This is a genomic window from Anoxybacillus sp. P3H1B, assembly GCF_001560855.1.
Taxonomy (GTDB): Bacteria; Bacillota; Bacilli; order Bacillales; family Anoxybacillaceae; genus Anoxybacteroides; species Anoxybacteroides rupiense.
Map to the genome: position 1 here is coordinate 453,365 of NZ_LPUG01000011.1, position 13,443 is coordinate 466,807.

The 13,443-nt window shown below is 41.8% G+C and carries 15 protein-coding genes and 1 pseudogene; 10 read left to right on the plus strand and 6 right to left on the minus strand.

The window, feature by feature from the left end:
- The first annotated feature begins 51 nt into the window (after window positions 1–51).
- The 3 genes from tkt to AT864_RS06365 all read left to right on the plus strand — a co-directional run bounded on the left by tkt (window position 52) and on the right by AT864_RS06365 (window position 3,372).
- Window positions 52–2,058 (plus strand): transketolase, encoded by a 2,007-nt coding sequence (gene tkt / locus AT864_RS06355; RefSeq protein WP_066147413.1) that lies wholly within the window; start codon window positions 52–54, stop codon window positions 2,056–2,058.
- Window positions 2,059–2,212: 154 nt separating this feature from the next.
- On the plus strand, window positions 2,213–2,647 hold the full coding sequence (sirA, locus tag AT864_RS06360; RefSeq protein WP_044745274.1) for a sporulation inhibitor of replication protein SirA: 435 nt from the start codon (window positions 2,213–2,215) through the stop codon (window positions 2,645–2,647).
- A 512-nt stretch (window positions 2,648–3,159) separates the two neighbouring features.
- The gene (locus tag AT864_RS06365) at window positions 3,160–3,372 is read left to right on the plus strand and encodes a YneF family protein (protein ID WP_044745273.1); all 213 of its coding nucleotides are present in this window, start codon (window positions 3,160–3,162) and stop codon (window positions 3,370–3,372) included.
- A 211-nt stretch (window positions 3,373–3,583) separates the two neighbouring features.
- Here AT864_RS06365 and AT864_RS06370 read toward each other — a convergent pair whose 3' ends face one another.
- A complete protein-coding gene (locus tag AT864_RS06370) occupies window positions 3,584–3,763 on the minus strand; it encodes an aspartyl-phosphate phosphatase Spo0E family protein (protein WP_044745272.1) in 180 nt (59 codons plus the stop codon).
- A gap of 166 nt (window positions 3,764–3,929) precedes the next feature.
- Here AT864_RS06370 and AT864_RS06375 point away from each other — a divergent pair, with 166 nt between their 5' ends.
- From AT864_RS06375 to AT864_RS06385, 3 genes are all read left to right on the plus strand, one after another.
- Complete coding sequence (locus tag AT864_RS06375) at window positions 3,930–4,637, plus strand: cytochrome c biogenesis CcdA family protein (protein ID WP_066147414.1); 708 nt, start codon at window positions 3,930–3,932, stop codon at window positions 4,635–4,637.
- A 188-nt stretch (window positions 4,638–4,825) separates the two neighbouring features.
- Window positions 4,826–5,185, plus strand: a complete 360-nt coding sequence (locus AT864_RS06380) for a response regulator (RefSeq protein ID WP_044745270.1) — start codon at window positions 4,826–4,828, stop codon at window positions 5,183–5,185.
- A gap of 233 nt (window positions 5,186–5,418) precedes the next feature.
- Entirely contained in the window at window positions 5,419–5,913 is a 495-nt protein-coding gene (locus AT864_RS06385) for a CcdC family protein (RefSeq protein WP_369815497.1), read from the plus strand.
- A 61-nt stretch (window positions 5,914–5,974) separates the two neighbouring features.
- Here the strand turns inward: AT864_RS06385 and AT864_RS06390 are convergent.
- Both AT864_RS06390 and AT864_RS06395 read right to left on the minus strand, forming a co-directional pair.
- Window positions 5,975–7,123, minus strand: a pseudogene (locus tag AT864_RS06390) (IS3 family transposase).
- Between the two features lie 113 nt (window positions 7,124–7,236).
- Window positions 7,237–7,665: a DUF2621 domain-containing protein gene (locus AT864_RS06395; protein ID WP_044745268.1), complete on the minus strand. Its 429-nt coding sequence runs from the start codon at window positions 7,663–7,665 to the stop codon at window positions 7,237–7,239.
- Between the two features lie 258 nt (window positions 7,666–7,923).
- On the opposite strand from AT864_RS06395, the gene AT864_RS06400 reads away from it, so the two are divergent.
- Window positions 7,924–8,580 carry a cell wall hydrolase gene (locus tag AT864_RS06400; RefSeq protein ID WP_066147419.1) on the plus strand — a complete coding sequence of 219 codons (657 nt, stop codon included), beginning with the start codon at window positions 7,924–7,926 and terminating at the stop codon, window positions 8,578–8,580.
- A gap of 414 nt (window positions 8,581–8,994) precedes the next feature.
- Here the strand turns inward: AT864_RS06400 and AT864_RS06405 are convergent, their stop codons facing one another.
- Window positions 8,995–9,126 (minus strand): small acid-soluble spore protein P, encoded by a 132-nt coding sequence (locus AT864_RS06405; protein WP_063504932.1) that lies wholly within the window; start codon window positions 9,124–9,126, stop codon window positions 8,995–8,997.
- Between the two features lie 116 nt (window positions 9,127–9,242).
- On the opposite strand from AT864_RS06405, the gene AT864_RS06410 reads away from it, so the two are divergent.
- A complete protein-coding gene (locus tag AT864_RS06410) occupies window positions 9,243–9,503 on the plus strand; it encodes a hypothetical protein (protein ID WP_066147422.1) in 261 nt (86 codons plus the stop codon).
- Between the two features lie 64 nt (window positions 9,504–9,567).
- Here AT864_RS06410 and sspO read toward each other — a convergent pair whose 3' ends face one another.
- Window positions 9,568–9,717, minus strand: a complete 150-nt coding sequence (sspO, locus tag AT864_RS06415) for a small acid-soluble spore protein O (RefSeq protein ID WP_066147424.1) — start codon at window positions 9,715–9,717, stop codon at window positions 9,568–9,570.
- 206 nt (window positions 9,718–9,923) lie between these two features.
- Here sspO and acnA point away from each other — a divergent pair, with 206 nt between their 5' ends.
- Entirely contained in the window at window positions 9,924–12,632 is a 2,709-nt protein-coding gene (gene acnA, locus AT864_RS06420; protein WP_066147426.1) for an aconitate hydratase AcnA, read from the plus strand.
- Window positions 12,633–12,716: 84 nt separating this feature from the next.
- Here the strand turns inward: acnA and sspL are convergent, their stop codons facing one another.
- The gene (sspL, locus tag AT864_RS06425) at window positions 12,717–12,854 is read right to left on the minus strand and encodes a small, acid-soluble spore protein L (protein ID WP_066147428.1); all 138 of its coding nucleotides are present in this window, start codon (window positions 12,852–12,854) and stop codon (window positions 12,717–12,719) included.
- 77 nt (window positions 12,855–12,931) lie between these two features.
- Between sspL and AT864_RS06430 the strand changes: the two genes are divergently transcribed.
- Window positions 12,932–13,393 (plus strand): divergent PAP2 family protein, encoded by a 462-nt coding sequence (locus AT864_RS06430; RefSeq protein WP_066147431.1) that lies wholly within the window; start codon window positions 12,932–12,934, stop codon window positions 13,391–13,393.
- The last annotated feature ends 50 nt before the right edge of the window (window positions 13,394–13,443 follow it).

Consider the following 13,443-nt stretch of genomic DNA (forward strand, 5'->3'; position numbering starts at 1 on the left):
CTATATGATAGAAATGGATAAAACGCTACGAAACGAAAGGATGAGCAAAAAATGGCACAAACGATTGATCAATTGGCCATCACGACAATCCGAACGTTGTCGATTGATGCAATTGAAAAAGCGAATTCCGGGCATCCAGGCATGCCGATGGGCGCTGCGCCGATGGCCTATACGCTTTGGACCAAATTCATGAATCATAATCCAAGCAATCCAAAATGGTTTAACCGCGACCGTTTTGTGCTATCTGCGGGTCATGGCTCTATGCTTTTATATAGCTTGCTTCATTTAAGTGGCTATGACGTATCAATGGAAGATATCAAACAGTTTCGCCAATGGGGGAGCAAAACACCCGGACATCCGGAGTACGGTCATACACCTGGAGTAGAAGCAACAACAGGTCCGCTTGGTCAAGGGATTGCGATGGCTGTCGGTATGGCAATGGCAGAACGTCATTTAGCGACTACATACAATCGAGATCATTTTGAGATTATTAACCATTACACATATGCCATTTGCGGCGATGGAGACTTGATGGAAGGGGTTGCCTCTGAAGCAGCTTCATTAGCTGGTCATTTGAAACTTGGCCGTCTCATCGTTCTTTATGATTCGAATGACATTTCGCTCGATGGAGAGCTGCAGCTTTCCTTCTCGGAAAATGTCGCACAGCGCTTTGAGGCATATGGATGGCAATATTTGCGCGTTGAGGATGGAAACGATATCGAGGAAGTTGCGAAAGCACTTGAAACAGCAAGAGCAGATGTCAATCGCCCAACGCTCATTGAAGTGAAAACAACAATTGGCTATGGATCGCCAAATAAGGCAGGAACTTCTGATGTTCACGGCGCTCCGCTTGGCGCAGATGAGCTAAAACTAACAAAAGAGGCTTATAAATGGACGTTTGCCGAAGATTTTTATGTACCGGAAGAAGTATATGGCCATTTCCGTCAAGTTGTTCAAGAAGTGGGAGCACAAAAAGAAGCGGAGTGGAATGAATTGCTTGCCGCTTACCAAAAAGCTTATCCAGATTTAGCGAACCAATTGAAGCTGGCGATCGATGAGCAGCTCCCTGAAGGATGGGAAGAGCAGCTGCCTGTTTACCCAGAAGGCAAGAACATAGCTACACGCGCATCCTCAGGAGAGGTGTTAAATGCGATTGCGAAAGCTGTTCCACAGTTTATTGGCGGTTCCGCGGATCTTGCGGGATCGAATAAAACGCTGATTAAAGGAACAGGCAACTTTATGCCGGAAAGCTATGAAGGGCGAAACATTTGGTTCGGGGTTCGTGAATTTGCCATGGGAGCGGCATTGAATGGAATGGCGCTTCATGGGGGAGTAAAAGTATTTGGCGGTACATTCTTTGTGTTTTCTGATTATTTGCGTCCAGCTATCCGTCTTGCTGCATTAATGGGCTTACCAGTCACCTATGTGTTTACGCACGACAGTATTGCGGTCGGTGAAGACGGACCGACTCATGAGCCGATTGAGCAGCTTCCTTCATTGCGGGCAATGCCGAATTTATCGTTAATTCGCCCAGCAGATGCGAACGAAACCGCGGCCGCATGGCGCTTAGCACTGGAATCAACGGATCGCCCAACAGCGCTTGTGTTGACAAGACAAAACCTCCCGACGCTTGCAACCACGGCAGAGCGCGCATATGAAGGTGTGAAAAAAGGTGCATATGTCGTATCAGAAGCAACGAATGGAGAACCGCAGGCCTTGTTGCTTGCTTCCGGTTCAGAAGTGAGTTTAGCTGTTGAAGCGCAAAAAACGTTGGCTTCTGAGGGCATTTATGTTTCGGTTATTAGCATGCCATCTTGGGATCGTTTTGAACAGCAGCCGGAAGAATATAAAGAGCAAGTTTTGCCGTCTGCTTTGAAAAAGCGTCTAGCGATTGAAATGGCGGCTTCATTCGGGTGGGAGCGCTATACGGGAGATGAAGGAGACATTTTAGCAATCGATCGCTTCGGCGCTTCTGCTCCAGGCGAACAGATTATGAAAGAGTATGGGTTCACAGTGGAGGATGTAATCGAGCGTGTAAAGAAGCTTTTGCATCCATAATGAAATAAGGTGAAAAAGCTGCCTTTTATTAGCGAAAGGTAGCTTTTTCTTTTGTTTCGACAAAAATAGTGAAGAATTTTTGCGCCAATAGACACGTTTCTCTCTTCTGTTTTTCTATAATAGGTAAAAAGAAGAAAAGAATGGAGGACGAAATGTGACGCGCTATTGGATTTATTTGTTTCGAGACGATGTAGTGAAAGATTACTATCATCGTCCAGAAAAAATCGTCGAGCTGCTTAGGGAATATCAAAAGGCCCCTTTTAAAAGTGTTTGCCATAAACAAGTTGAATTTATTACAGAACGCATTTCGTTTTCACGTGTAGAGTTAGGAATAAAAGAGCATTTTTCTGGACAAGTTGAGAGAAACTTGGAACGAAATATGCTAATGTTTAAACATGATCAAACGAATGAAGAGGCACTTGTCATTGTCCAAAAGCGCCGCTTACTCCTCATTAGCGATTGCTATGATTTAACCAATCGTATTTTCCAGTCATTAGCTATGATATCATCCGCTTTTCTAGCGATTGACAGCGAGTTTAGCCACTATCAATGGCTCAAAGCAGAATTAGAAAACAGAAAATTTGCCTAAAAGATGGAAATAAAAATAATGATTTGGGATAGCGTGTCTATGTGAAAAAAGGGCGTTGGATCTTGGGAGAAAAAATCACATGGACTGGCAATAGAAAGGCAAGTCTTTGGACTTGCTTTTCGTTCGTATTCGCGTGATCGACCGTCGTCCACTTGTGGACCAATGTTGATGCACCAGCAGTGATTCATTTAGCCTTCGATCCATTTACCAATGATAGAGATTCAGTGAAAAGATGGAACATATATAGTCAAAAGCAGATTCCCATTTTTTCGACGGTAGGAGATAAGTTGGCGACTTATATCGATCACGCTCCAGCGTGAAAAAATTGGAAGATTCACTCAGTTCAATCAAGATCATCTTCTTGATCTGCTCTTCTGTAGCAAACTGTATTTATTGTTCTTTCTGATCGACGGAATTGTGCGTAAATAAAAGATTTTTAAGGGAAAATATTGTATAATAGCTCATTGTTTAGTACACTGTTAGATAGACAACATGAAGGAGGAAAAAGCAGTATGTGGACAACGATTCTCGTTGGCATTCTAGCGCTTATCGCTGGAACAGCGCTAGGATTTTTCATTGCCCGTAAAACGATGATGAACTATTTAAAGAAAAACCCGCCAATTAATGAGCAAATGATTCGAATGATGATGATGCAGATGGGAATGACACCGTCGCAAAAGAAAATCAACCAAATGATGAAAGCGATGAACAACCAGCTTAAATAAACATGGGACAGGCACTCCGCGGAGTGTCTTTTTATTTGCGCTAAACGGTGTAAAAGCTAACAAAGCAGGAGTTAGATCGAATGAGCTTTTAAGAGGGGGGACGCCTGAACGTCGTTAGTAGCGCAGCGAACGAAAGCTTGTCTATACAAGTGGTCCGTTACTCTGCAACAAACGGAATGTTTCATAGTGAGAAAACGCCTCATCGTTTTTTTTACTGAGAAGAGAGGCGTTTCTGTTTCTTGTATACGTATTCATTATATTGGTTCAAAAGCAAGTCCAATTCTTGGCTGATTTGAATGGTAATCGCTGCGTTTAATCCACTTTTGGCAACCATTTCAATCAGTTCGTTTCTTTTCTTTTCAATGAGCCGAAGCATCTCTTGTTTTGACACGGGAGAACAAGTCCTTTCTGTTGTACAAAGTTATATAGGTATTGTATACTATTCTGGCAATTAATTCAAAAGAAAAAAGTCGGTTTTTTTTAAATTCATACATCACCATTAAGATTTATTTTTTGGTAAAATTAAAGAAAAAATAGAACTTGTGGGGTTGAAATTGATGACAGACGTAAATCTTTTTTTAGCATTTGGAGCAGGATTTTTATCGTTCATTTCTCCATGCTGTCTGCCGTTATATCCGGCATTTTTATCTTATATTACCGGCATTTCGGTCGCGGAACTGCAAGCGGAGAATGCGATGTTGCAAAAGAGGAGCTTGTTGCATACGCTGTTTTTTTTGCTTGGTTTTTCTCTTATTTTTGTTTCCATTGGATTTGGCACTTCACTAATTGGCGAACTGTTTAAACAATATCAAGATTTTATTCGGCAAGTCGGCGCCATTTTAATTATTTTCTTTGGATTTGTGATCATCGGTGTATTTAAGCCAGGCTTTTTGATGAGAGATCATCGCATTTCCTTTCGCAATCGTCCGTCAGGGTATGCGGGATCGATATTGATTGGCATGGCTTTCGCAGCAGGGTGGTCGCCGTGCACAGGCCCGATTTTAATGTCAGTGATTGCTTTAGCAGCGACAAATCCAGGATCAGGAATGGTTTATATGACAGCTTATTCTCTAGGCTTTGCCGTTCCGTTTTTTCTTTTATCGTTTTTTATTGGGAAAATGCAATGGATTCGCCGCTATCATATGAAAATTATGAAAGCAGGCGGATATGTGATGATTATAATGGGGATTTTGCTGTTTTTTGACTGGATGACGAAAATCATTATCTACACGACCAGTATTTTTGGAGGTTTTACGGGATTTTAGCGCTATCGAAAAGGAGTCTCCCATTTCTAAACAAAGCGTAGGTGATGGGATGTTTTCTGTCAAAAGGAATCATAGATTGTCACTATATTTAAGTTGAAATTCTTCCGCAAATTCGTTACATTGTTGCATAGGATTATTGTCGACCCATGATCGCGCATATTATTTTTCTGGCTAATAGGGGGATTATTATGGCAAAAGTGTTGATTGTCGATGATGCGAAATTTATGAGAATGACATTGTCAAATATTTTAAAAAAAGCGAATTGTGAAGTAGTAGGAGAAGGAGAAAACGGAAAAGAAGCGATCGAGCTGTATCAAGCATTAAAGCCAGACATCGTAACGTTAGATATTACAATGCCTGTAATGAATGGCATTGAAGCGATCAAAACGATCAAACAAATAGACCCGAAAGCGAAAGTTATTATGTGTTCGGCGATGGGACAGCAAAAAATGGTGGTTGAAGCAATCGAGGCAGGAGCGATCGATTTTATTGTGAAGCCGTTTGATGAAAGCCGTGTGATGGAAGCGATTGCCCGTGCTTTAATGTAAAATAGGTGGATTTTGGAAATTTAAAGTGTGTAAATAGACACCTAAATAATGGAACGTAGGCTGTGTGTTGATTTAAAGCATATTGCTGCGTGTTCAGTAGTGATGACGGTGACACTAATTTTAGAGCGGCTTCTGGGCATGCTCTATTTGCGTGTTTTTGTTGCTGCTGAATCTTCTTGCTTATAGAAGTCTATAATGAAATAAAGGAAAGCAGTAAAATCTTATAGCAAAGGATGATTTGCTTGGCAATTTTAAGCACAATTATCGCGATTATAATGGCGCTACTCATTTTGTTTGTTCGTATGAAGGCATCGAAAAAACCGACAAATGCCAAAAAAATTATTCTGCCGCCGCTTTTTATGAGCACCGGCTCGCTCATGTTTTTAGATCCACTGTTTCGCGTGACAAAAGGGGAACTGATGGAAGCCATTGTTTTAGGTGCCTGTTTCTCGGTTTTTTTAATTAAAACATCCAAGTTCGAAATTCGCGATCACCATATTTACTTAAAGCGGTCCAAGTCATTTGTTTGGATTTTAGTTGGTCTTATTATCATTCGTCTTGGTTTAAAGGTCTATTTAGGCAGAACGATTGATTATCATCAGCTGAGCGGCATGTTTTATTTATTGGCATTTGCGATGATCGTTCCGTGGCGAGCGGCAATGTATGTTTCTTATAAACGTCTAGAGAAGCAATTAAACAATAATCCGACTCTTTGGTCGACACAATAAAAAAGATGGGGACTTGACTTGCACATAACCCTGTCAAGTAGACAATGAAAAAAAGAGTATATTAAGCTGCGGTCTTTTCTCGATATTCAATCGGGGAAAGACCGTTAAATTTTTCTTGAAAACGATTGTGGTTGTAAAAATGAATATATTCTTGAATAGCCTGATCAACCTGTTCGATCGTTTGGGGGCGCACTAAATACAACTTCTCTGTCTTTAAATGTGAGAAGAAACTTTCGATACATGCATTATCATGACACTTTCCTCTTCGCGAATGGCTTCCTTGAATCTTGAGTTCTTTGAGCTGGTTCTCATATGATTGGGTCGTGTACTGAAATTCTTGATCGGAATGAAGGAGAGCATTCTTGCCAAACGGCTTCCCCTCTCATTGTTTCAGGGTGTTTAATACCAAATGAATTCAGATCGTTCTCATGCGACGATTTCATGGTTTATAAATCTAAAACCGCTGACAAGTAAACAAACGTATCTCCAACACGCACATAGGTAATATCCGTTACGAGTTTTTGGAACGGAATCTCCGCATAGAATTCACGGTTTAATACATTTGGAAATACCACAGATCCTCTAATGCCGTAGAAAGGTCGTTTCTTCCGAATCACCGATTTGATACCTAGCCCCCTCATTAAACGTCGTACACGTTTATGATTGACCATGATCCCTTCTCTGGATCATGCCCTTGTCATTCGTTTATATCCGAAGTACGGATGAATCTTATGAATGGCGAGTAAATGTTCTTTCAACAGAAGATCTTCTTCCAGACGTAATGCTCTTTTGGATCTACTTTTGCGCCATTTGTAGTATCCAGCTCTGGAAACTTCGCCAATTTGAAGCAACCATGCCAGTGGGGGCTTTTTCAGTAGCTCCTCAATCATGAGAAACCTTTCCGCTTTTAAGATCATTCCTTCCCGTGTAGATTTGGATGGCGCTTTTTTAGGTATTCCACCTGTGCTTTCAAATAAGCCTTTTCCTCTTCTAAACTCGAAAAATGTTGGCGAGTCCACACTCCTCGTTGATCTTCAAAAGACTCTCCATTTTGAAATTTCTTCACCCATTCTGCTATTTGCGCATCGCTCTTGATTCTAAAGTGTTCACGGAGTTGTCGATAAGACCAGCCCTCCTCTCATTTCAAACGAACGACTTCACGTTTCAGATCTTCTGAATATGAGTTAAAGGTTTGTCCTTTTTTAGCCATAAAAAATCCCCTCCCAGGTAGACTCCTAAGAACATCATATCAAATGTCCTCTTTTTTTACTGTCTACCTGTAGGGGATAATACCAACTCCCTATCTTTTTTGTTATATCGGATTTACTCAAGTAAATGAGCATATGGCGCCAAATCGATTTGCTTTTCGTTTAAAGCTTTGACTAAAAATTTATGATCACGTTTTGGTGTAGCGATAATGTAACCGCGGATAACAAGATCTTTTGTAATGCGTGAAGCTTGCTCTTGAAGTGCTAATTCGCCGATTTTACCTGCGATTTTCTGGCGAGCGACATCGCGAAATAACTCGGGAACGGGCTTCACTAAGTCCTCAAGCAGCGCTTTTTCTTCCTCTCCCCACAAATGCCGGGTCTGCTCAATGTAGTATTCCTGCCAATCGAGCTCTGATTTTCCGTCTGCTTTTGGCAGGCGCTTTAAAAATTTACGGAACATAAAAAAGCCGCCAATCGACATCATCGTAAGCAAAAAGACCACCCAGAATAAAATAAACCAAAGAAACCAGCCTGTTAGCATGTTTTCACCTCAATACAGCCTTCATGATCTATCAAACATTATCTCTAAAAGAAGAATATTTGGCAAGAACGCTGTTATAAGCGCTGTTACGAAACTGTAATACAACTGTAAAAAAATAAGCTCGTCCTTTATATATCAACAGATGGAGAACATTTCATGAGCTGGAATGGAAACGTCGCCCAGTGTCAGCACACTTGAAACATGCTAATCTAGTAAATGCGAACGGGAAAACCAAAAAGCGACTATGAGGAGGCCATCATGATCAAAAGGATTTTAGCAATACTCGCAGTAGTTGGCTGTATGGTTGTAGCGTTTACGCCACATAAAAGTAGTGCAGCAACCACATATACATACTATAAAGTGCAAAAAGGAGATTCGTTTTATAAAATCGCTCAAAAATACAAAACGAGTGTTTCAACGTTAAAAACGCTAAATAAAAAAACAACAGACCGCATTTTGGTCGGAGAAACATTGAAAGTGCCTGTCATAGCAACAGCGAAAAAAACGACAACCGCTTCGTCAGCAGCGAAATGGAAAATTACCGCAGAGGAAAGAACGCTTTTAGCGCAACTTGTTCAAGCGGAAACAGGATCTAGTGAACCGTTCGCAGGAAAAGTAGAGGTTGCGCTTGTGATTCTGAACCGGGTCAAAGATCCGGCGTTTCCTAACACGATAAAGGGCGTGATTTATCAAAAAACGAAAACAGGCTATGCGTTTGTTCCTGTCAAAACAGGAAAGCTGACAAAAATCCGTCCAACAAAGCAAGACTACGATGCGGTTGATCGCGCGGTAGCATTATTCCCAAGCGATCGGCGCCATTCGTTGTATTTTTATAATCCGGCTATTACAAAAGACCGCTGGATGCTTTCAAGACCTGTTACCATCCGGATCGGTCATCACGCATTTGCAAGATAAGCCAAAAATATTGATAGAAGAAGGCCTCTTTCCGCTGGTTGAGTTTGTTAACAGGCTGAAAAGAGGCTTTTGTTCATGATGCAATCATGCTTTCAGCTTTATCGATCTAAAGTAATAAATGAACCTATATAAATCCCATTTCAACTTTCGACATATGAACTTGTGCGATACGTTAGGGGCTTTTTTAAATCTATCCGCAATGCGTTCCAAAAAGATAGATTCCCAGAAGTAGAACTGACTAACAATCATATTTTCTTTTATATGTTCACACACATTTTAACAAAGTGAATGGCGATTATTATTTGTAAACCAAATAAATAAAAAAATCTAAAAGCTATTAAAAATGATAGCTTTTAGATTTTTGGGAGGGGAAGCCTTGGGCAGTTGCCCCTTTCTTCTGTCTATTTTGTTGCATTACATATCATGTCCAGCGTTATGCTTTTGCCGCGTATGATTGCGGTTTTTGACTTTTTTGGAGCCGTCCAGCGGTTTGGGTTGTCCCGACTGTTCGTTATTGCGGCCGTTTTTTGCTGTGTCTTTGCTCATAAAAATAACCTCCTTTTATTGATTAGGATAGCAGGGTTTTTTTTATTTATTCATCGTATAAATTTTTGAATATTTGACACGATATAAATGTGCAATGCAGTGGAAGGAGGAAGAACATGCCGTATCATAAAGATAAGCAACAAGCGTTTCAAGCCGCTGAACAAGGGACGATGGAAGCGAAGGAATGGTATGACCATTTAGTTCGCGATCAGGCCGATTACGGAAGCCAGTTAAAGCATTTAAAGCAGGAAGTCAATGAAGCTTTTGAACAAATCAATAACGCAATGGAAGTCGCTTCAGAAACGCAGCGACTGCGTCTTGAACAATTTCGTACGGATTTGCAAACGATTGTAGACGAGGTAAACGAGATTCAATAAAAGGGAATGTGCACCGCAGCATTCCCTTTTATTCTGCTGCTCACTTCGCAGCAGCGAAGAAGGGTTATTGATTCTTTTTTCTCTTTTTATTGTTTTGGCGTTCTGCTTCCGTTAATGGTTCATTGGCAAATTCCTCTTCGTAGCCAGCTCCCATTCCTTGCGCCTTTGCTGCGTTCATACCCGGAATGACATGATGGGCCTTCCGCTTTCCCATTCTCCTTTCACCTCCCTACTATAGTTTGCGAAGGAGAGGGAAATTTATTCTCTGAAAAGGAGAAACGAGGGAATAATTATTTACAATTCATAGTGCTTATAATAAGATAAAAGCGTACCAATTTTACGGGTTTTGGGAGAATTCGTACTATTTTTTCGACATTTATGTGAAAAAATAGTATAGTATTGATTGAGGGGGTAATACATATGGCAAAACAAGATGTATTTCAAGCCCGCACTTCATTTGAGGTAAACGGTAAAAAATATAACTACTATCGTTTACAAGCGCTTGAAGAAGCGGGAATCGGTAACATCTCCCGTTTACCTTATTCCGTCAAAGTTTTATTAGAATCAGTGCTTCGGCAAGTAGACGGGCGTGTCATTACAAAAGAGCATGTGGAAAATTTAGCAAAATGGGGAACGGACGAATTAAAGGAGATCGATGTTCCGTTTAAGCCGTCTCGTGTTATTTTGCAAGACTTTACTGGTGTTCCTGCTGTTGTTGATTTGGCATCTATGCGCAAAGCGATGGCGGATATCGGCGGAGATCCATATGAAATCAATCCTGAAATTCCAGTGGATCTTGTGATCGACCACTCTGTTCAAGTGGACAGAGCAGGCAGTGATGATGCTCTTCAATACAATATGAATCTAGAATTTGAACGAAACGCTGAGCGCTATAAATTTTTAAAATGGGCTCAAAAGGCGTTTAATAACTATCGTGCGGTGCCACCAGCAACAGGAATCGTTCACCAAGTGAACCTAGAATATTTGGCGAACGTCGTTCATGCAGTAGAAGGAGAAAACGGCGAATATGAAGCATTTCCTGATACGCTTGTTGGAACTGACTCCCATACAACGATGATTAACGGTATCGGTGTCCTTGGATGGGGCGTCGGCGGAATTGAAGCGGAAGCGGGAATGCTTGGACAGCCTTCTTATTTCCCTGTTCCTGAGGTTATCGGCGTTCGTTTGACGGGAAAATTACCAAATGGGACAACAGCTACGGATCTTGCTTTAAAAGTAACACAAGTGCTTCGTAAAAAAGGCGTAGTCGGCAAATTTGTGGAATTTTTCGGCCCTGGTGTGGCTACTCTGCCTCTCGCTGACCGTGCGACCATCGCGAATATGGCGCCAGAATATGGAGCGACATGCGGCTTTTTCCCTGTAGATGCTGAAGCGCTTGATTATTTGCGGTTAACAGGACGAGATGAGCATCATATTCAAGTGGTGGAAGCGTATTGTAAAGCAAACGGTCTCTTCTATACACCAGATGCAGAAGAACCGACATTCACAGATGTGGTTGAACTCAACCTATCTGAAATTGAAGCCAATCTTTCCGGACCAAAGCGTCCACAAGATTTGATTCCGCTTTCTAAAATGCAAAGCTCGTTCCGTGAAGCAATAAAAGCTCCGCAAGGAAACCAAGGCTTTGGATTAACAGAGGCAGATCTTGAGAAAGAAATAACGGTCGCATTAAATGGCGAAGAAGTTAAAATGAAAACAGGTGCGATCGCCATCGCTGCGATAACAAGCTGTACGAATACGTCAAACCCGTATGTGTTAGTAGGTGCCGGATTAGTAGCGAAAAAAGCAGTTGAAAAAGGAATGAATGTTCCAAAATATGTCAAAACATCGTTAGCTCCTGGTTCTAAGGTTGTTACTGGATACTTAAAAGATTCTGGTTTGCTTCCATACCTTGAGCAAATTGGCTTTAATATTGTTGGATACGGTTGTACAACGTGTATCGGTAACTCCGGTCCGCTAGCTCCAGAGCTTGAGAAAGCAATTGCGGAAAATGATTTGTTAGTGACAAGCGTTCTTTCCGGAAACCGTAACTTTGAAGGCCGGATTCATCCGCTTGTTAAAGGGAATTACCTAGCATCTCCTCCGCTTGTAGTAGCTTATGCGCTAGCAGGTACGGTTGATATCGATCTTCTTAACGATCCAATTGGCAAGGATAAAGACGGAAACGATGTGTACTTTAGCGATATTTGGCCAACAACGGAAGAAATAAAAGAAGTAGTGAAGCAAACCGTAACACCAGAATTGTTCCGCAAGGAGTATGAGCGTGTGTTCGATGATAATCAACGCTGGAATGAAATCGAGACAACGGATGAACCGCTCTATCAATGGGACGAGGATTCCACATATATTCAAAATCCTCCGTTCTTTGAAGGGTTGTCTCCAGACGTTCGCCAAGTACAACCGCTCGCAGGCTTGCGCGTAGTAGGCAAGTTTGGCGATTCTGTCACAACTGACCATATTTCTCCGGCCGGATCGATCGGCAAAAACACTCCAGCAGGCCAGTATCTGATTTCTAAAGGCGTCGAGCCGAAAGATTTCAACTCTTACGGTTCACGGCGCGGTAACCATGAGGTGATGATGCGCGGTACGTTTGCGAATATTCGCATCCGCAACCAGATTGCTCCTGGTACAGAAGGGGGCTACACAACATATTGGCCAACTGGTGAAGTCATGTCGATTTACGATGCCTGCATGAAATATAAACAAGACGGCACGGGTCTTGTTGTTATTGCTGGTAAAGATTACGGAATGGGAAGCTCTCGTGACTGGGCGGCGAAAGGTACATTCTTGTTAGGAATTAAAACGGTGATTGCTGAAAGCTTTGAGCGCATTCACCGCTCCAACCTCGTCCTCATGGGAGTATTGCCGCTTCAATTTAAAGAGGGAGAAAATGCTGAAACATTGGGGCTTACCGGAAAAGAAACATTTGAAATTCACATTGATGAAAATGTGAAACCGCGTGATTATGTAAAAGTAACCGCGACAGATGAAGCTGGAAACAAGAAGGAATTCGAAGTGCTTGTGCGCTTTGACAGCGAAGTGGAAATCGACTACTATCGCCATGGCGGAATCTTGCAAATGGTCTTGCGTGAAAAATTGCATAAATAATAAGAGAATGGCTGTAGACAAAGTCCATTGGACTTTGTCTACAGCCATTTTACGCATCCCTTCCACCTCAAGCTTTTAATTGTGCTATTTCGTATTGCTTCGTTTTGCTGCGCTTTCAAGTTCACTCTTTGGATCTGGAGAAAATGTTGCATCTTGCCCGTATCCTTGGGGATTTACGCCAGGGGCCTTTGTCCCGCGGTTTGTTCCTCCGTTTTTCGCCATTTTCCGTTCACCTCCGCGGATAGTGTTGCCTAGTTATGAAAAAAATATGTTTAGGACACATGAAAGGGGAAAAAAAGATGAATCAAGCATTAAAGACAGCTTTGTCAGCAATCGCTTTTGCACAATTCCTAAAAATCCCGTTAAAAAAAAGAGAGACTGGACAGTGGGATTGGAAGTATTTTTTTGAGACAGGGGGAATGCCCAGCTCTCATTCTGCCGGTGTTACTTCGCTTGCTACATTTATTGGATTAAAAAAAGGAATGCGAACCATTGATTTTGCTTTGGCTGCGTTGTTCGGTCTTATTGTCATGTATGATGCTCAGGGCGTGCGGCGGCAGGCGGGGGAGCTAGCGATTCGGTTGAATGATTTGGCCGAGGAAGTCATGCGACTTGAACAAAGCCCAAAGCAAAAATGGTATGAGCAGAAAAAAGAATGGATCCGCGAGCGTCTTGGGCATCAGCCAATCGAAGTGATGGCTGGCGCTTTGCTTGGAATAGCCACAGGCTGTTTTTCATATCAACGAACAAATAAAAAATAAGCTAGCCATAATGAGCAAAATGAGTTAAGATGAAAGCGAATCTACCATAG